Source organism: Azospirillum agricola, assembly GCF_020005195.1.
Classification (GTDB): domain Bacteria; phylum Pseudomonadota; class Alphaproteobacteria; order Azospirillales; family Azospirillaceae; genus Azospirillum; species Azospirillum agricola.
Window position 1 is genome coordinate 180,723 of record NZ_JAIFZR010000002.1, and the last position, 18,738, is coordinate 199,460.

At 72.1% G+C, this 18,738-nt stretch carries 14 protein-coding genes; 8 read left to right on the top strand and 6 right to left on the bottom strand.

Annotated elements, in window-relative coordinates:
- Positions 1–289 precede the first annotated feature (289 nt).
- The 5 genes from JN22_RS03680 to JN22_RS03700 all read left to right on the top strand — a co-directional run bounded on the left by JN22_RS03680 (position 290) and on the right by JN22_RS03700 (position 4,232).
- Positions 290–541 (top strand): DUF1127 domain-containing protein, encoded by a 252-nt coding sequence (locus JN22_RS03680; protein WP_223677556.1) that lies wholly within the window; start codon positions 290–292, stop codon positions 539–541.
- Between the two features lie 4 nt (positions 542–545).
- A complete protein-coding gene (locus tag JN22_RS03685) occupies positions 546–983 on the top strand; it encodes a GNAT family N-acetyltransferase (protein WP_085552633.1) in 438 nt (145 codons plus the stop codon).
- Positions 984–1,065: 82 nt separating this feature from the next.
- The gene (locus JN22_RS03690; RefSeq protein WP_085552634.1) at positions 1,066–2,034 is read left to right on the top strand and encodes a threo-3-hydroxy-L-aspartate ammonia-lyase; all 969 of its coding nucleotides are present in this window, start codon (positions 1,066–1,068) and stop codon (positions 2,032–2,034) included.
- Between the two features lie 56 nt (positions 2,035–2,090).
- Positions 2,091–2,882 (top strand): PhzF family phenazine biosynthesis protein, encoded by a 792-nt coding sequence (locus tag JN22_RS03695; protein WP_085552635.1) that lies wholly within the window; start codon positions 2,091–2,093, stop codon positions 2,880–2,882.
- A gap of 120 nt (positions 2,883–3,002) precedes the next feature.
- The gene (locus JN22_RS03700) at positions 3,003–4,232 is read left to right on the top strand and encodes an acyltransferase family protein (protein WP_143268137.1); all 1,230 of its coding nucleotides are present in this window, start codon (positions 3,003–3,005) and stop codon (positions 4,230–4,232) included.
- Between the two features lie 9 nt (positions 4,233–4,241).
- On the opposite strand, the gene JN22_RS03705 is transcribed toward JN22_RS03700, so the two are convergent.
- The 5 genes from JN22_RS03705 to JN22_RS03725 form a co-directional block, all read right to left on the bottom strand.
- Positions 4,242–5,669, bottom strand: coding sequence for a S41 family peptidase (locus JN22_RS03705; RefSeq protein ID WP_085552636.1), 1,428 nt, complete (start codon positions 5,667–5,669; stop codon positions 4,242–4,244).
- A gap of 262 nt (positions 5,670–5,931) precedes the next feature.
- Positions 5,932–6,654 (bottom strand): sugar transferase, encoded by a 723-nt coding sequence (locus JN22_RS03710; RefSeq protein WP_211099566.1) that lies wholly within the window; start codon positions 6,652–6,654, stop codon positions 5,932–5,934.
- A 150-nt stretch (positions 6,655–6,804) separates the two neighbouring features.
- On the bottom strand, positions 6,805–8,010 hold the full coding sequence (locus tag JN22_RS35150) for a nickel-dependent hydrogenase large subunit (protein WP_085552638.1): 1,206 nt from the start codon (positions 8,008–8,010) through the stop codon (positions 6,805–6,807).
- Between the two features lie 273 nt (positions 8,011–8,283).
- Positions 8,284–9,960: a methyl-accepting chemotaxis protein gene (locus JN22_RS03720; protein WP_085552639.1), complete on the bottom strand. Its 1,677-nt coding sequence runs from the start codon at positions 9,958–9,960 to the stop codon at positions 8,284–8,286.
- A gap of 126 nt (positions 9,961–10,086) precedes the next feature.
- Complete coding sequence (locus JN22_RS03725) at positions 10,087–13,185, bottom strand: response regulator (protein ID WP_179166031.1); 3,099 nt, start codon at positions 13,183–13,185, stop codon at positions 10,087–10,089.
- Positions 13,186–13,471: 286 nt separating this feature from the next.
- Here JN22_RS03725 and hypF point away from each other — a divergent pair, with 286 nt between their 5' ends.
- From hypF to JN22_RS03740, 3 genes are all read left to right on the top strand, one after another.
- Complete coding sequence (hypF, locus tag JN22_RS03730) at positions 13,472–15,832, top strand: carbamoyltransferase HypF (RefSeq protein ID WP_085552641.1); 2,361 nt, start codon at positions 13,472–13,474, stop codon at positions 15,830–15,832.
- A gap of 76 nt (positions 15,833–15,908) precedes the next feature.
- Positions 15,909–16,364: a DoxX family protein gene (locus JN22_RS03735; protein ID WP_085552642.1), complete on the top strand. Its 456-nt coding sequence runs from the start codon at positions 15,909–15,911 to the stop codon at positions 16,362–16,364.
- Between the two features lie 65 nt (positions 16,365–16,429).
- Positions 16,430–17,707, top strand: coding sequence for a hypothetical protein (locus JN22_RS03740; protein WP_223677557.1), 1,278 nt, complete (start codon positions 16,430–16,432; stop codon positions 17,705–17,707).
- Between the two features lie 194 nt (positions 17,708–17,901).
- Here the strand turns inward: JN22_RS03740 and cybH are convergent, their stop codons facing one another.
- Positions 17,902–18,720 carry a Ni/Fe-hydrogenase, b-type cytochrome subunit gene (gene cybH / locus JN22_RS03745; protein ID WP_085552644.1) on the bottom strand — a complete coding sequence of 273 codons (819 nt, stop codon included), beginning with the start codon at positions 18,718–18,720 and terminating at the stop codon, positions 17,902–17,904.
- Positions 18,721–18,738 lie beyond the last annotated feature (18 nt).

Below are 18,738 nucleotides of genomic sequence, written 5' to 3' on the forward strand. Positions count from 1 at the left end.
GCCATGCGGCGTGTCGATTGTCCTCATTTGATTGGCATTGTCCCCATTTTAACGTCCGGTTTCGATGGGATGCGTGTCGGATGCGCCGAGGGCGGCGTGCTTCCCCTTTGAAAACATTGACAATTGAGGGCAAACCGGGTGGCGCGAAGCCCCGCTGTGACCGAAAAGATACATCCGATATCGGAAATGTAATGGTGACAATATTCGATTTGACCCTGTCGTTTGCTTGTCCATAATCCTCATTGTCTCGATTGTTCGAGCCAATGAGCGCCAGATGATGGAGGATCCGATGCGCCCTACCGACATGACCCGCAGCCCCGGCTCGTTCGCGACCGCCGCCAACGGCGACGCCCCTGCCACCCGCGGCGCCAGCGTCGGCGGGCGTGCGTTCTGGACGGTGGTGGATCTGCTGTTCACCGTGTTGGAGCGGCGCAAACAGCGGCGCGCGCTGATGGCGCTCGACGAGCATCTGCTGAAGGACATCGGCGTCAGCCGCAGCGAGGTCGAGCAGGAAGTCACCAAGCCGTTCTGGCGGGGATGAGACGATGGCCGACCAATCCCTTCCGCCCATCCAGTACGCCCCCATCCAGTACGCTGTCGAACCGGATCTGACCGCCGACGCCTTCATCGACCTTCTGCACCGCTCCGGGCTGGCCGAACGCCGGCCCGTGGCGGAGGTGGAGCGGGTCGAGGCGATGCTGCGCAACGCCGGCCTGATCATCACCGCCCGGCTGGACGGCGCCCTGGTCGGCGTCGCCCGCTCGGTCACCGATTTCGTCTATTGCTGCTACCTGTCCGACCTCGCGGTCGACCGCGCCATCCAGGGGCGGGGCATCGGCAAGGAGCTGATGCGCCGCACCCGCGACGCGGTGGGGCCGGGCACCACCTGCCTGCTGCTCTCGGCGCCGAAGGCGGTCGGCTTCTACGAGCAGGCCGGGCTGGCCCGGCACGGGCAGGCCTTCCTGTTCACCGACCTGCCGTAAGGCGGCCGGGCGCGAACGACCCGTTCAAGACGATCGGTTCAAGACGATCGGTTCAAGACGATCCGAGGGGAGATGTCACGCCATGACGGATCTTGCGATCTCCTTCGCGGACGTGGCGGGGGCGGCCGGGCGAATCGCCGGGATCGCCCACCGCACGCCCGTGCTGACCTCCGCCACCGCCGACGCGCGGACCGGCGGGCGGCTCTTCTTCAAGTGCGAGAATTTCCAGCGCACCGGTGCCTTCAAGATCCGGGGCGCCTACAACGCCATCGCCCAGCTCGACGAGGCCCAGCGGGCGGCGGGCGTCATCGCCTACTCGTCCGGCAACCACTCGCAGGCGATCGCGCTGGCCGCAAGGCTGCTCGGCGTGGCGGCGACCATCGTCATGCCGCAGGACGCCCCGGCCGCCAAGCTCGACGCGACGCGCGGCTATGGCGGCGAGGTGGTGCTGTACGACCGCTACGCCGAGCCGCCGGACGCCGTCGTCGCCCGGCTGATGGCGCAGCGCGGCGGCACCTTCATCCCGCCCTTCGACCATCCGCATGTGATGGCCGGGCAAGGCACCGTCGCCAAGGAACTGATCGAGGAGGCCGGCGACCTCGACCTGCTGCTGGTGCCGACCGGCGGCGGCGGGCTGCTGTCCGGCTGCGCCGTCGCGGCGCGGGCGCTCGCCCCCGACTGCCGGATTCTCGGTGTCGAGCCGGAAGCCGGCAACGACGCCCAGCAGAGCCTGCGTCTCGGCTCCATCGTCCGCATCGAACCGCCCAAGACCATCGCCGACGGCGCCCAGAGCCGCAGTCTCGGCCAGCTCACCTTCCCGGTGCTGCGCGCGCTGGTCGACGGCATCGAGACCGTCGCCGACGACGAGCTGGTCGAGGCCATGCGCTTCCTCGCCACCCGCCTGAAGCTGGTGGTCGAGCCGACCGGCTGTCTCGCCGTGGCGGCGGCGCTGTCCGGCCGCATCGACCTGCGCGGCAAGCGCGTCGGCATCGTCGTCACCGGCGGCAACGTCGATCTCGACCGTTTCGCGGCGCTGGTGCGGGCCGCCTGAGCTTGCGTTTCTTCCGTCCCTACCCCGTGTCCCGCCCCTTGCGAGGAAGCCGTCCCATGCGCTTGCCCATCTATCAGGTCGACGCCTTCACCGACCGGGTGTTCGCCGGCAATCCGGCGGCGGTCGTGCCGCTGGAACGCTGGCTGCCCGACGAACAGCTCCAGGCCATCGCGGCCGAGAACAATCTGGCCGAAACCGCCTATTTCCTGCGCAGCGACGACGTGTTCGAACTGCGCTGGTTCACCCCGGCGGTCGAGGTCGATCTGTGCGGCCACGCCACGCTGGCGACCGCCTTCGTCATCTCCACCCTGCTGGAACCGGGGCGCGACCGGCTGGATTTCGTCACCCGGCAGGCCGGCACCCTGACCGTGACCCGTTCCGGCGACCTCTTCACGCTGGATTTCCCCAGCCGCCCGGCCGAGCCGGTGGCGGCCCCCGATCCGGGGCTGGCCGCCGCCCTCGGCGGGCCGGCTCCGGTTTCGGTCCTCGCCGCCCGCGACTATCTGGTCGTCTATGAGGACGAGGCGGCGGTGCGCGCCCTGGCTCCCGACATGGCGGCGTTGGCGAAGCTCGACCGTTACGCGGTGTGCGTGACGGCACCGGGAGCGGACGGGGTGGATTTCGTCTCGCGCTTCTTCGCCCCCGCCCAGGGCATCCCGGAGGATCCGGTCACCGGCTCCGCCCATTGCACGCTGATTCCCTACTGGGCGGCGCGGCTCGGCAAGACGGCGCTGTCGGCCCGGCAGGTGTCCGCGCGCGGCGGCGAGCTGGCCTGCGCGCTGGCCGGCGACCGCGTGAGGATCGGCGGCAAGGCCGTCCTGTATCTGGAAGGCGCCATCACCGTCTGACGGCGGCGGCGGCGTGCGGGAGGGCGCGCGGGGCGTGATTTTGCCCCCGCGCGGAGAGGGATTGTCTGGTAATCATCGGCCGGCAGCGCCCCTTTCCCCGGTTCCGGACCTTTCCCGCGCATGAACAACGGCTTGCTTATCGTCCCGGCGCTGTACGGCGTCGCCATCGGCCTGTCCGCCCTGCTGCTGCGCGTGCTGCCCGCTGGCGCGCTGCCGCCGGCCGCCGGGGAGGAGGCGCGGGGGCGCTTCACCACCATCGACGGGCTGCGCGGTCTGCTGGCCTACGGCGTGTTCATCCACCACGGCGTCATCACCTGGAATTACCTCCACACCGGCCGATGGGTGCTGCCGGATCAGCGGCTGTTCATCCATCTCGGGCAGTCCGGCGTCGCCCTGTTCTTCATGGTCACGGCCTTCCTGTTCTGGACCAGGATTCTGGACGCCCGGACGCCGACCGACTGGCTGGGCTTCGTGGTGTCGCGATTCTACCGGCTCTATCCGGTCTATCTGCTGGCCGCCGCCTGCGTCGTGATGATCGCCCTGGCCTCCACCGGCTTCTCGCCGGCGGTCGGCGCCGTGACGCTGCTCCGCTCGCTGGCCGGCTGGGCCAGCTTCAAGGTGCCGCCGGTCAACGGCATGGAGAACGCCGGGCAGATCGTCGCCTACGCGACCTGGTCGCTGCCCTACGAGCTGCTGTTCTACGCGGCGCTGCCCGGTCTGGCCTTCCTGTTCGCGGGCACCCGGCGGAGCGGGCCGGCGCTGGCCTCGCTGGCGGCGACGCTGGCGGTCTTCCTCTATTTCCGAAGCTTCAACCCGGCTGTCCTCGCGGGATTCGGCGGCGGCTTCGCCGCGGCCTACTGGGTTCGCCGGCCGCGATTGGCCGCCTTCGCCCGTTCCCCGGCCGGCGCGCTCCTCGCCCTGGCCGCGCTGGCGTGCACCGTCGCCTTCGGCGACACGGCCTACGCGCCGCTGCCGATGCTTGGCCTGACCGTCGTCTTCATCGCCGTCGCCTCCGGGCAGGGTTTCGGGTCGCTGCTGACGCGACGGCCCGTCCTCTGGCTGGGGGAGATCAGCTATGGCGTGTATCTGCTGCACGGGATCGTGCTGTGGGTCGCCGTCACCGGCAACGGCGCGCTGCCGGCCGCCGTGCGGAACGACGGGCTGCTCTACGCCGCCGTGCTCGCCCTGTCCGGCGGGCTGGTGGTGCTGGCGGCGAGCCTCGTGCATCTGACGGTCGAGCGTCCGGGGATCGCGCTCGGCCGCAGACACCTCGCCCGACTCAAGGCGAAGGCGGCGGCCAGAGCGGCCCGACGGGCCGGCCGCCGCGCGCTGGGGACGGCCGACGCCTGAACGGCCGGCTCAGTTCCGTCCGGCCAGCGTGCCGGTCAGGCGGGTGCGGATGGCGGCGACGGCGCAGTCCATCGGGCGGTCGGCGTCCGGCTTGACCGGGGTGTTGGCGACGTCCGGGCACATGTCCTCCATCGTCCAGACGCGCGGCGGTGGCGGCGGCGGGGCGTTGGCGTCGCAGGTCGCCGGGTCGGGGTGGGTTTCGTCGGCGTTGCCGTTGGCCGGCTTGACCTCCAGGTTGGGCGACACGCCGAAGCAGTCGACCAGCGCCCCCGACGGGCGGAAATAGCGGGCGGTGGTCAGGCGGATGCCGGTGTCGGCGCTGAGCGACGAGATGGTCTGCACCGAGCCCTTGCCGTAGGAGCGGGTGCCGAACAGCAGCGCCCGGCCATGATCCTGCAACGCCCCGGCGACGATCTCCGAGGCGGAGGCCGAGCCGCTGTTGATCAGCACCACCACCGGCAGCCCGGCCAGCAGGTCGCCCGAGGTGCCGTGGTAGGCCCGCGTCTCGTCCGGGTCGCGGCCGCGCACGGTGACGATGTCCACCGCCTCCAGCAACCGGTCGGCGACGTTCACCGCCTGCTCCAGCAGGCCGCCGGGGTTGTTGCGCAGGTCGATCACCGCCCCGGCCAGCCGGCCGCCCGACTGGTGGCGCATGTCCTCGACCGCGGCGTCGAGCGCCGATGAGGTCTGCTGGTTGAAGGTGGCGATGCGGATGTAGGCAACGTCGCCCTCCAGCCGGTAGCGCACCGGGTGGATCTTGACGATGGCGCGGGTCAGCGAGACCCGGTTGGTGGGGTCGGGCGAAGGCGGGCGCCGCACGGTCAGGGCGACCGAGGTGCCGACCGGCCCGCGCATGCGCGCCACCGCGTCCTGCAAATTCAGGCCCTTGACCTGCACGTCGTCGATGCGGGCGATCAGGTCGCCGCTGCGCAGGCCGGCGCGGGCGGCGGGCGAGCCGTCGATGGGCGAGACGACGCGGATCAGCCCGCTCTCCTCGTCCATCGTCACCTCGATTCCCAGCCCGCCGAACTCGCCCTGGGTCTGTTCGCGCAGGTAGCGGTAGCGCTCGGAGTCGAGGAAGCTGGAATAGGGGTCGAGCCCGCCCAGCATGCTGTCCAGACCCGCCTCGGTCAGGGCGCGGTCGCTGGCGCGCGGGGTTTCGGCCTTCTTCTTCTGGACGCCGGTCAGCGCCTTGTCGACCAGCACCTGCGGGTCGTACGGCTTCACATGCTCGGTCAGGACCCGCCGCATGGCGTCGGCGAACAGCACGTAGTTGCGGTCGGAGGGGGACAGGGTTCCGTAGCCGCGCGTCTTGGCGAACTCGGCGCGGTAGCGCTCGAGCGCCGCCACGGTGTCGGCCCGGCTGGTCGGGGCCACCGCGCAGGCCGGACCGATCGCCACCATCATCAGCAGCAAGGCCGCCAGCAATTTCGCCATCCTAGGCCCCTCTCGACTGGCCGGTCCGTCCGGCGGAATCCATCGCATCGTTCACGTGCACCAGGGGTTTCGCCAGCCGGGATTGTCGCTGCCGGGCATCGACCCTAGCACGGTGTCCGCCCATTCTCAAACTCCACCCCCACCGTCCCGGCGGGAGGCGGTGAACGGGAAATGGGGCGCGCGGTCCCCGTTGTCGCGCCCCCGGAAGGCGACGCGCACGGGCGTGAACGGATGTTCTCCTTCGTCGAAAGGGGGGGGGGCGTCAGTAGGCGCCGCTGCCCTTCACCATGACCCGCACGGTGCGCAGCATGATGACAATGTCGGTCCAGAAGTTCCAGCCCACCACATAGGCGGTGTCGAGCTGGACCCGGCGCACGTAATCGACGTCGCTGCGCCCGCTGACCTGCCACAGCCCGGTCAGGCCGGGCCGGCATTGCGTGTAGAAGGGAAAGCAGGCGTGGTAGAAGGCGACCTCGTCGTCGACGATCGGGCGTGGGCCGACCAGACTCATCTCGCCGCGCAGGACGTTGAACAGCTGCGGCAGCTCGTCCAGGCTCGACCGGCGCAGGAAGCGGCCGACACCGGTGATGCGCGGGTCGTTGCGCAGCTTGCGGGCGGCCTCCCATTCGGCGCGCGCCTCGGGATTCTCGGCCAGCAGGCGGTCGAGCACCTCGTTCGCGTTCACCACCATGGAGCGGAACTTCAGGCAGGTGAAGGACCGCCCGTCGGCGCCAACGCGGCGGTGCCCGAACACCGCCGGCCCGCCGTCCTTGGCGACGAGCCAGGCGACCGCGAGCATCAGCGGTCCGAACAGGACGATGAGACCCAGCGCGCCGACCACGTCGAAGCCGCGCTTGACGCGATGGCGGTGGAGCGGCTGGCCGTCGGGCAGGCGCGCCATCGCCTGGGCGGCCGACGCGGTTCCGGCCAGCCTGTCCGGGTCCAAACGGGGGGCGCCCAAACGGACGGTGGTGAGCAGTGCCATTGGAACCTCTCTTCGCGGATCGTCCGAGTCCGGGCATAGGATCATCCGAGAGAGGCAACGGCCAGAGCGCGAAAGGGGTCCTTCCGACGGCGCGTCCGGCGCGGCAACGACGGGGTAGCCCTGGTGGCATCGGCCGCCCGCCGTTCCGCTTCAGCCGCCAGCGCCCCCATCCGCGCCCCCGCCATCCTCCCCGACGATGCTGATGGCGCAGGCGACGCAGGGGTCGAGCAGGGCGGCCAGCAACCGCGCCCGCTCCGGCAGGTCCGGTCCGTCCGGCAGCCCGGCCAGCCCGCGCGCCAGCGGCCCGTCGGCGGCGAAGTTCCACTCCGTCGGCGCCACCGTGCGGAAATCGGCGATGCGTCCGTCGGGACCGAGGCGCAGCCAGTGGGCGAGCCGGCCGCGCGCGGTCTCCACCACGCCGCAGCCGGCGCCGGCCCGCGCCGGCCCGAGCGCCAGGGGGGCGGCGGGCGCCACGCGCGCCAGCGTTCCGGCCATCCGGGCGGGAAGCTCGGCCAGATCGGCGAGCCGCGCCGCCGCCAGCGCCGCCAGCCCGAAGCCGTGCCGCGCCGCCACCGAGGCGACCAGCGGGTGGCCGGCGCGGCGGGCCAGCGGTCCGGTGTGGGCGGGGGCGCCGTCCCGGTGCGGGCGGGACGAGAAGGCCGGATCGGCGGCGAGCCGTTCGCCGAACCAGGAGGGGCGGTCCTCGTCCAGGGCGGCGACCCCGACGGCCCCCTGCGGGGCGAGGCCGGGGGCCAGCAGCCGCGCCGTCAGCCGGGCGGCGGCGGTGGCGCCGCGCGCGGCCCAGACGGCGAGCGAGTCGAGATCGGCCGGGCAGGGGCCGGCGAAGACGCGCGACCCGATCCAGCCGGCGATCCCATCCACCGCGAGGCCGAGCGCCGCCGGGTCGGGGCGAAGCGATCCGCCGCCCGGCATCAGCCCGTCCCCGGCCGGATGAAGGGTGTTCCCGAGGGCGGCCACGGCGGCGCGCAGCGCGCGCAGGGACTGCGGGTCCGGGGGTTCGCCGAGCAGCTTCGGCCATTCCATGGCGATCTGCCACGCGTGGTTGTCGGCGGCCTCGGCGTCGAGCATCAGGGATCGGGCCGCCGGATGGCCCGACGCCGGGGCGTCGATGCCCAGGGCGGCCTCGCAGGCCAGCGCGGCGGCCAGACCCTGGGCGGTGCCGCACAGGCTGAAGAGCAGCGGCACCAGCCGGGCGGCCTCCTCCGGCCGTCGTCCGACCAGCGCCCGCGCCGCGGCGGTCGGGCGGCGGACCGCGACCTCGGCGCGGCGGACCGCCCCGCCGGAGACCCGAAGACGGACCGACACGGCCCCTTCGATGGCGGAGGTCGCGCTCACGCGCGGCCCCGTCCCGGACGGGAACGACGGAGCGGCCCCGTGGCGAGGCTGCCGGCGTCCGCAATCCGCTTCGGTTGAGTCAGTCGGTGGGGCAGGGGCATGGGCATGGGCACGCCTTCACAGTGACCGGCGTCGGAAGGGTGGTCAACGCCCCGGCGCGGGTTGTCGGGTCGCGGGTTGTCGGGTCATGGACAGCGAAAAGGCCGCACGGGAGGTCCCCGTCCGGCCTTCGGGCCTCGTCCGGCCCTGCCGATGCCCGTGCCGAAAAGCCTGTCAGGCCCGGCGCACCACCGACAGGAAGCTCGACACCTCGCTGGAGAGGGTCTGGGATTCGCCGAGCAGGTTGCCCGCGGCGGTCAGCAGTTCCTCGGCGCTCGACCCGGTGTCGCGGGCCTGGCGCGAGACGTCCTCGATGCTGGAGGTCACGGCGTGGGTGCCGGTCGAGGCCTCCTGCACGTTGCGGGCGATCTCGCGGGTGGCGGCCCCCTGCTGGCCGACCGCGTCGGACACCGTCGCGGTGATGTCGCTGATGCGGCGGATGGTGTCGACGATGGCCGAGATCGCTCCCACCGCCGCCTGGGTCTCGCCCTGGATGCCGGCGACCTGGGCCTGGATGTCCTCCGTGGCCTTGGCGGTCTGGCTGGCGAGATTCTTCACCTCGCTCGCCACCACGGCGAAGCCCTTGCCCGCCTCGCCGGCCCGCGCGGCTTCGATCGTCGCGTTCAGCGCCAGCAGGTTGGTCTGCGCCGCGATGGAGTTGATGAGTTCCACCACCTCGCCGATGCGGTTGGCGGCGTTGGCCAGCCCCTTCACCGTGTCGTTGGTCGATTGCGCCTCGCTCACCGCGCGCTGGGCGACCTGGGTCGCCTCGCCGACGTGGCGGCCGATCTCGCCGATCGAGGCGGACAGCTCCTCGGCGGCGGCGGCGACGGTCTCGACGTTGCTGGACGCCTGGACGGCGGCGCTCGACACGCTGCTGGCGGCCTCCTGGGTGCTTTCGGCGCTGCTGGTCAGCCGTTCGGCGTTGCCGCGCATGCGCGTCGCGGAGTCGTTGACCGCGCGCACCACCACGTCGATCTTGCCGGCGAAGCTGCGGGTCGCCGCGTCGATCTCGGCGTGGCGGCGGGCCTGCTGCTGCTCGGCCTCGCGCTGGCGCTCGGCCAGCGACTCGGCGTTGGCCAGCCCGTCGCGGAAGCCGGCGACGGCGCGGGCCATCGCGCCGATCTCGTCGGCGCGGCCGGTTTCCTCGACGACGGTAGCGTAGTTCCTGTGGCCCAGTGCGTCGATGGCGGAGGCGAGGTGCTGGAGCGCGCCCATCTGCCGCTTCACATAGACGAACACGCCGGCGCTCAGCAGCAGCCCGACCAGCAGCGACACCCCGCCGATCCGCCAGCCCAGGGCGCCGATCAGCGCGTGGAACTCGCCCGAGGGCATGCCGACGGCGAAGGCGCCGATCGTCTTGCCCGACTGGTCCTTCAGCGGGACGTAGCTGACCAGATAGTTGACGCCGAGCACCGGGTATTCGCCGAGCAGGCTCTCGCCCTGCCCGACGACGCGCTGGTGGATGTCGTCCGGCATGCGGGAGCCGATGGCCCGGCTGCCGTCCTTGTTCACCAGCGTGGTGGCGATGCGCGTGCTGTCGCGGAACATGGTGACGGTGATGTTCAGCGCCGACTTGATGCGGTCGACATGCTCGAACGTGCCTTCCAGCGCGGTGTCGCCGACCATCAGCTTGCCGTCGGCGATGCGGTAGGGCTGGTTCCTCGGGTTCAGGATTTCCTTGGCGACCCGGATGTTCATGTCCTGCCGGTCGATTTCCTGACGCTTCAGGTCGGTGGCGATGAAATAGAGCGCCACGAACAGCGTTGACGCACAACTCAGGATGGTGCCAAGCAGCGTCAGCGAGACGAGCTTGTGGGTGAAGGAGAGACGTTTTAGAAACTGGCCCATGAGAAGGCTCCCGCCCCGCTGCGGGGCGAGGCTTGTTTTGCAACGCAAAGGGAAACTTTAGTCCCTATAAAATATCAGAGCTCTCTCTTGAGCGGCAACATCGCAATTGTCGCAGCGCTGCAACCTTTAGCGGATATCGCCGAACGCCTGCATGGGAACGGGGCCGGCGCTCCGCTGCGTGTCGGGGGGAAGGGCGATGCCGAGCGGCCGGGCGAAGGCGCGCAGCCGTTCCAGCGCCTCGCCATAGCGCAGGTCGTCCAGCAGATTCGTGATGGCCGTGGCGAAGTCCGGGTGCGCCGGGGCGAGCCGCCCCTGGAGGTCGCGCCAGACATCCTCGGCGCGCAGGTCCGCCCGGTCGAGCAGCTCGGCCAGTCGGCCGATCGCCTCCTCCAGCGTCGCGTCGACCGCCGGGTCGGGCGGCGGCGGGATCATCGGCGCCAGCGTGGACAGCCGGTCGAGCAGGGCGGCCAGTTCCCCCGCCAGATCCGCCGTCAGCCGCTCGGCCGTGCGGGAATGGGCGTTGCGCAGCGCCTCCTCGACCCGGCCGGCGAGCAGCGACAGGTCGGTCGCCCCGATGTAGGCCGAGGACGAACGCAGGGCGTGGGCCAGGAAGCGGATCCGCTCGGTCTGCCCGGTCGCGGCGGCCTCGGCCAGGGCTTGGGGATGGCCGGCGCAATCGCGCAGGAAGGTCCGGACCAGCCGGGAGAGCATGGCCGGGTCGCCGTCGACGCGGCGCAGCGCCCCGTCCCAGTCCAGCCCGGCCTGCCGCGCGGCGTCGCGCGCGGCCAGGCCCATGCCTCGGCCCATGTCCCGGCCCGTATCGGTCCGGCCCGCATCGCCGCCCCTGGCCGCGTCGGGCGCCGGATCCCGCGGCGTCCGACGTCCGGCGAGACGGACCGGATCGATCAGCCGCAGCAGGGTATCGAACAGCAGATCGGGCTCGATGGGCTTGCTCAGATGCTCGTCCAGCCCGGCCGCCAGGCTCGTCCGCCGATCGCCGGACATCGCCTGGGCGGTCATGGCGACGATGGGCAGATCCAGGCAGCCGGGCAGGGCGCGGATGCGCCGGGTCGCCTCCAGCCCGTCCATCACCGGCATCTGGATGTCCATCAGAACGAGGTCGTAGTCGCCGCGGCCGGCCCGCTCCACCGCCTGGACCCCGTTTTCCGCCACGTCCACGGCGATGCGCGCCTCGGTCAGCAGATGCAGCGCCACCTCGCGGTTCAGGGCGTTGTCGTCGACCAGCAGCAGGCGGGCGCCGCGCAGCCGCGACAGGTCGCCGCGCTCCGCCACCGGGGTCGCGCTCCGCTCCTCCGGCCCTCCCAGCAGGGAGGTCAGCCGGTGGCGCAGCCGGCCGGGGCTGACCGGCTTCACCAGCACGCCGTCGGCCCCGCCGCCCGGATCCTGGACGAAGGCCGGCCGGTCGCGGTCGCCGCGCGCGTCGAGCGGCATCAGCGCCAGGATCGGAAGCCCGGCGGCCCGGCCGTTGTTGCGCAGCCGTTCGATGGTCTCCGGGCCGTCCCAGCCGGGCAGCCGCCAGTCGACCAGCGCCGCCGTCACCGGGCGCCCCTCCCGCGCCGCCTGTTCGACCGCCAGCAGCGCCGCCGGTCCCGAGGCGGCCTCCAGCGGTTCGGCGCCCAGCGCCGCGACCATCTCGACCAGGGCGGCGCGGGCGGTCGGATGGTCGTCCACCACCAGCACCCGCCCGCCCAGCGCCGGGGGCGGCGGGGTTTCGGGCGCGACCAGCCCAAGCTCCACCGCGAAGCCGAAGCGGCTGCCCCGGCCCGGCTCGCTGCTGACCGCGATGCGGCCGCCCATCAGCTCGACCAGCTGCTTGCAGATGGTCAGGCCGAGGCCGGTGCCGCCGAAGCGGCGCGTCGTTGTGTCGTCGGCCTGGACGAAGGGCTGGAACAGCCGGGCCTGCTGGGCGTGGTCGATGCCGATTCCGCTGTCGGCGACCGAGACGTCCAGCGTCACGCGATCGGCGCCGCGGGCGGCCGCCCCGACGGTCACCAGAATCTCGCCGCGCTCGGTGAATTTCAGGGCGTTGTTGATCAGGTTGGCGAGGATCTGCCCGAGCCGCAACGGATCGCCGACCAGCCGGTCCGGCGTGCCGGGGGCGACGCGGATGACCACCTCGACCCCGTCCGCCCCGCCGTTGCCTACGATCAGGTCGCACAGCGGCTCCAGCACCTCGTCGAGGCTGAAGGGCTGCTCGGCGATCGTCACCTTGCCGGCCTCGATCTTCGAGAAGTCCAGCAGGTCGTTGATGATCCCGAGCAGCCGCCCGGCCGAGGCGTTGATCGTCTCCAGATAGCCGCGCTGCCCCGGTTCGACGGCCGACTTCAGGGCGATCCGGCCGATCCCGATGATGGCGTTCATCGGTGTGCGGATCTCGTGGCTGATCATGGCGAGGAAGCGCGACTTGGCGGCGTTGGCGCGGTCCGCCTCCTCCCTGGCGCCGATCATGGCGGTCTGGAGCCGCTTCATCTCGGTGATGTCGACGTGGGTGGTGTAGGCGATGCCGTCGACGCCGCGCTGCTGGGCGACCCGCAGCCAGCGGTCGCCCGGCAGCTCGACCTCGAAGGGGGCGCTGGGAAAGCGCTGCCGCTCCGTCAGCATCGCCGGCAGGCGCGAGCGGTCGCCGCGCCACACCAGCTCCAGCAGCTCCTCGAAGCTCAGGCCGATCAGGTCGGATTTCCGCGGCACGTCGTAAAGGAACAAGGCCTGCTCGTTGGCCTTGGCGATCCGGCCGTCGGGATCCAGCAGCAGCACGCCGTCGGCGACATGCTCCAGCAGCAGATCCTCGGCGTCGGCCTGGGCGCCGGGACGGTTCCACGGCGCCGCCCCGGTCGGCGAGGCGAGCGGGGTCCACACCCGGATGCGCCCTTCCGTCCCGGTCGGCAGCGAGGCGACGCGCAGCCATTGGCCGCGGTGCTGGAAGACGAAGGGTTGGGTCTGGGCGCGGTGGCGGGCGATGCCCCCGTCGATGTAGTCGTCGATCAGCGGCAGTTCGTCCACGGACAGCCGCGCCTGATAGAAGCGGCGCAGGTTGACGGAATAGTGCTCGCCCACCCGGATGTGGCCGTCATGCTCCGGGAACAGGGTCAGGAAGCTGCGGTTCCACAGCAGGGCATGGTCGCCGGAATCGAACAGGCAGAGGCCGACATTCACGCTGTCGAGCAACTCGGCCATCAGGGCGTAGGGGCCCGTGTCCATCGCCATGCAACCACCTTGTGACCATCCGCGCCAGCCGGCCCGCCCGGTTCCGTTTCGGCTGCGGGGTGTGGACAGGCCTTGCGGAAAGGGTACAGCGCCGGTCGCCGATCGGCAAAACGCTTGATTGTGATCTATTGCCGCAACGATTGTTTCCGTTTCGTAAATGAACGAATCAGGGAATTCTGCAAGCATTGGGGCTTGGCGCCTTGACCGGCTCTTGCGCCGGTCTTGACGCGGCGGTCCCGGCCGCCTTCCCATGGGCAAGGCCGGAAATCCAGCGAGCGGGGAAACCATGACATCCGGTGTGGTCGAGCGGGGGGCCGATCAGGCGGCGGGGCCGACGGTCCGGCGGTTGCGGATCCGGGTGCGCGGTCGGGTGCAGGGGGTCGGTTTCCGCCCGCACGCCCATGCGCTGGCCGGCCGCTTCGGCGTGACCGGCTGGGTCCTGAACGACGGCGGGGGGGTGCTGCTGGAAATCCAGGGCGCCGCCATCGCCGCCTTCCTCGACGCCCTGACCGCGGAGGCGCCGCCGCTGGCCCGCATCGACGCGGTGGAGGCCGTGCCCTGTCCGGTCCGGCCGGACGAGGAGGGCTTCGCCATCCGCCGCAGCGAGGCGGGAAGCGCGGTCACCACCGGCGTCGCCCCCGACGCGGCGGTCTGCCCGGCCTGCCTGTCGGAGCTGTTCGATCCGGCGGACCGGCGCTACCGCTACCCCTTCCTCAACTGCACCCATTGCGGGCCGCGCTTCACCATCACCCGCCGGCTTCCCTACGACCGGCCGCAGACGGCGATGGCGGGCTTTCCGCTCTGTCCGGCCTGCGCCGCCGAATACGCCGATCCGGCCGACCGCCGCTTCCACGCCCAGCCGACCGCCTGCCCGGAATGCGGCCCCCGCCTGTCGCATCCGCCCGAGGCGATCCTCGCCGCGCTGGCGGCCGGCCGGATCGTCGCGATCAAGGGGCTGGGCGGTTTCCATCTCGTCTGCGACGCCACCAACGCCGGGGCGGTCGAGCGGCTGCGCCGGGTCAAGCAGCGCAATGGCAAGCCCTTCGCCCTGATGGTCGCCAACGCCGCGTCGGCCGCGCGCCTCGTCCATCTCGACGCGGGCGAGCGGGCGCTGCTGGAGGGGGCCGCCCGCCCCATCACGCTGCTGCGGCGGCGCGACGATGCGCCCGCCCCGTCGCTCGGCATCGCTCCGGATATCGCCCCTGGCATCGCTCCGGATCTGGCGTGGCTCGGCGTCATGCTGCCCTACACGCCGATCCACTGGCTGCTGTTCCACGAGGCCGCCGGCCGGCCGGCCGGGACCGGCTGGGCGCGGGAGCCGCAACCCCTGGTTCTGGTGATGACCTCGGCCAATCCGGGCGGCGAGCCGCTCGCCATCGGCAACGAAGAGGCCCGGGCGCGGCTGGCCGGCATCGCCGACCTGATCGTCGATCACGACCGCGACATCGTCGTCCGCGCCGACGACAGCGTGGTCCGCCGGCTGGCCGGCGCCCCAACCCTCCTGCGGCGCGGGCGCGGCCATGTCCCGGAGCCGATCCGGCTCGCCCGCGCCGTTCCGCCGCTGCTGGCGGTCGGCGGGCATCTGAAGAACACGGTCTGCGTGACGCGCGGCGACGAGGCGTTCCTGTCGCAGCACATCGGTGATCTCGACAACCCCGCGACGCTGGATTTCCTGGAGGAGACGGTCGCCCATCTGCTCCATGTCCTGGGGGTGGAGCCGGTGGCGGTCGCCCATGACCGGCACCCCGACTTCCACTCCACCCGCTTCGCCGGGCGCACGGGGCTGCCGGCGGTCGCTGTCCAGCACCACCACGCCCATGTCGCCGCCGTGCTGGCCGAGCATCGGGTCGATCCCTGGGACGAGGGGCCGGCGATCGGCCTCGCGCTCGACGGGTTCGGGCTGGGGCCGGGGGGCGAGTCCTGGGGGGGCGAGATGCTGCTGGTCGAGGGGGCATCCTGCCGGCGCCTTGGCCATCTTGCGCCGCTGGCCCAGCCCGGCGGCGACGTCGCGGCCCGCCAGCCCTGGCGCATGGCGGCGGCGGCGCTGGTCCGCATGGGCCGGGCCGGCGAGATCGTTCCCCGCTTCGCCGCCCACGGCCCGGCCGACGGGGTGCGGCGGATGATCGAGGGCGGCATCAACGCGCCGCCGACCAGCTCCTGCGGGCGCTGGTTCGACGCCGCCTGCGGCATCCTCGGCGTGCGCCCGGTCGCCGGCTTCGAGGGCGAGGCGCCGATGATCCTGGAATCGCTGGTCCGCCGGCCCCGCGTCGCGGAGGGCGCGTGGCGGGTGACGGACGGGGTGCTCGACCTCACCCCCCTGCTGGAGCGGCTGCTGGACGCCGCCGGCGCGGCGGAGGGGGCGGAGCTGTTCCACGGCACGCTGACCGCCGCGCTGCTCGACTGGTCCTTGCCGGCCCTGCGCGAGCATGGTCTGCGGCGGATCGCGCTGTCGGGCGGCTGTCTGATGAACGGCGTGCTGGCCGAGGGGCTGGCGGCCGGCTTCGCGGCGGCCGGGATCGAGGCGCTGCTGCCCCGGCAGGCCCCGGCCAACGATGGCGGTCTCAGCCTGGGGCAGGCTTGGGTGGCTGCCATGGAAATCGGGGGCACGGAAATCGGGGCTGCGGAAATCGGAGCCGTGCGGGAATAGAAGGCCGGCGGGCGGCGTCCTGGGCTCAGGAAACCGCGCCGGCATGGGCCCGCGCGGACGCTGGGGAGTGAGTGGAATGATCGACAACGACACGCGCGTCGGCCGGATGGATCGGACGGCGGAGGGCGGACGGGACGCCCTGCTGCTGGCCGCCCGTGTCCTGCTGGGCGCGATCTTCGTCCAGAGCGGGTTCGGCAAGCTGATGGCGCTGGGCGGCTTCATCGCCGGGCTGGAGAGCCAGGGGGTGCCGATGGCGGCGGTCGCCGGCACCGTCGGGGCGGTGGTCGAGTGCTTCGGCGGCTTGGCGGTGGTGCTGGGCGCCTGGACCCGGCTGGCGGCGCTGCTGGTCGCCGGCTTCACCGTCGCCGCGACCCTGGTCGCCCACCGCTATTGGGACGCGGCGCCCGAGGCGATGAAGATGCAGCAGATCCAGTTCATGAAGAACCTCGCCATCATCGGCGGTTATCTGGCGCTGGTCGCGTCGGGCGCGGGGCGCTTCAGCGTCGACGGTTTCCGCAGCCCGCGCCGCTGATTGGCGAAGCCGGTTGCCGGGCGTCGCCGGGCGGTCCATATCTGGCCCAGTCGTGAACTGCGCCGGTGGCCGGAATCGTCATGGGGTTGATGGGCAAGGGACGCCGTTCGGCGTTGGGGATGATGCTGGCCGGAACAATGCTGGCGCTGCTGCCGGGGGGCGCCGCGCGCGCCGAAGGCGCCGGGCCGGCGGCCGAGCTGGCGGCGAGGACCTGCGCCACGCTGGCGGCGCGGGTGGATGAGATCCCCGGCTCCGGCCCGGTGTTCCTGCGCAGCTACGACAACGCCTACGCTCCCGGCCCGACCTCCGAGCCGGCGCTGTCGATCGCCGCCTTCACCTACGACAACGCGCTGGCGGTCATCGCGCTGAACGGCTGCGGCAAGCGCCCCCAGGCTCTGCGCATCGGCGAGGCGCTGCTCGATGCGGTGACGCTCGACCGCGCCGGCTACAAGGGCCGCCTGCGCAACACCTACCGGGCCGGTGCGCAGAAGCAGCGCCCGATCCCGCCGATGGGCTGGTGGGACGCGGTGGAGAACCGCTGGCTGGAGGATCCCTACCAGATCGGCACCGCCACCGGGAACGTCGCCTGGGCCGGGCTGGCGCTGGTGACGCTGGGCGAGGCGACCGGCGAGAAGCGTTTCCGCGACGGCGCCGCCGAACTGGCCCGCTGGGTCGCCGACAAGACCGCCGACCCGCGCGGGCCGGGCGGCTTCAACGGCGGGGTGCAGGGCTTCGACAACGCGCCGCAGCTCCTGACCTGGAAATCGACCGAGCACAACACCGATCTGGTCGCCCTGTTCGGCCGGCTCGGCAAGGGGTGGGAGGCTCCGGCCCAGGCGGCGCGCGGCTTCCTCGACGCCGCCTGGGCGGCCGGCAACGGGCATTTCCCGGTCGGCACCACGCCGGACGGGGTGACGATCAGCCACGCCACCTCGGGGCTCGACGCCCAGCTTTGGCCTCTTCTGCTGCGCGACGCGCCGGAGGCGTGGCGCGGCGCGCTGGCCTACGCCGAGCGGGCGCATGGGGTGGACGGCGGTTTCGACTTCAACGACGACCGCGACGGCGTCTGGGTGGAGGGCACCGCGCAGGCGGCGCTGACCTACCGGGCGCTGGGCCGGCGGGCCGACGCCGACCGGCTGTTCGCCGGGTTGCTGGCGGACATCAGCCCCGGCGGCTTCCTGTGGGCGACCCGCCCGGCGGTGCTGACCACCGGGCTGGCCATCGGTCCGGACAGCAAGACCGACGATTTCCTCTATTACCGCCGCCCGCATCTGGGAGCGACCGCCTGGGCCACGCTGGCGGCGCTGGGGTTGAACCCCTTCACCGGAACGCGGGTGCCCTGAGTCTTTCGGTCGGCGCATCGGTATAAGCGCCAGGAAGCCCCTCTCCCTCAGGGAGAGGGGTTGGGGTGAGGGGGGAACGCAACCTTCCCGGCCTTCGGCCGGCCGCACCCCTCATCCCAACCCGCGCACCCATCGGACGCCGCTGGCGTCCTCCGGGATGCGCCCCACAAGGGGAGAAGGGCTTCTTCGCGCCCTCAGCCGGCCGGCTCCAGCGCCTTGGGCGAGGCTGGCTTGGCCGCCTTCGGCTCCGGCTCGTCGGCCGGGGCCTCGGCGTCCTTGAAGGTGCGCACGCCGCTGACCATCGTCGAGATGATCGACTGGCGGGACATGATGTCCTCGCGCACCGCCGCGTAGACATGGACCATCACGAACAGGATGATCACCCACATGCCCAGATGGTGCCAGGTGTGGACGTCCTGGCTCTGGCCGAACAGGGGGATGACCCAGCCGAACAGCCGGTCCTGCCAGCTGTCCACCCCGGCCCCCTCGCCGTAGAGCGCGAAGCCGGTCACGATCATGAAGACGCTGCCGACCGCGATGGTCCAGAACATGGCGAACTGGGCCAGCGGGTTGTGCCCGACATAGAGCTTCGGCTTGCGCTCCAGGAACAGGTACCAGCGCGCCTCCAGGAACAGCTCGCCCCACCAGTGGCCGTCCCAGAAGGGGAAGCGGAACAGCTGCCGGGCGTGGTGGTTGCCGGCGAAGGCCCAGTAGAGCCGGCCGAGGAAGCCGATCGCGAAGATGTAGCCGGCCGCGAAATGGGCGAAGCGGATGTAGCCCATCAGGTAGTTGGCGCTGGCCTCGCCGGGCATGCTCGGCAGCGGGCTGCCGATCAGATAGCCGGTGACGGCCAGCACGGTGATGGCGAGCGCGTTGACCCAGTGCCACAGGCGCACCGGGACCTCGTACACGTAGATCGCCTTCAGGAAGCGCGGCGAGGCCGCCGGAGCGGGCGGATCCTCCGCCCGCTCCGGCGTTGCGCCGTCCCGCTTCCCGTGGTCGAGAGGTGCCATGGCGAAACCCTCCGGTCT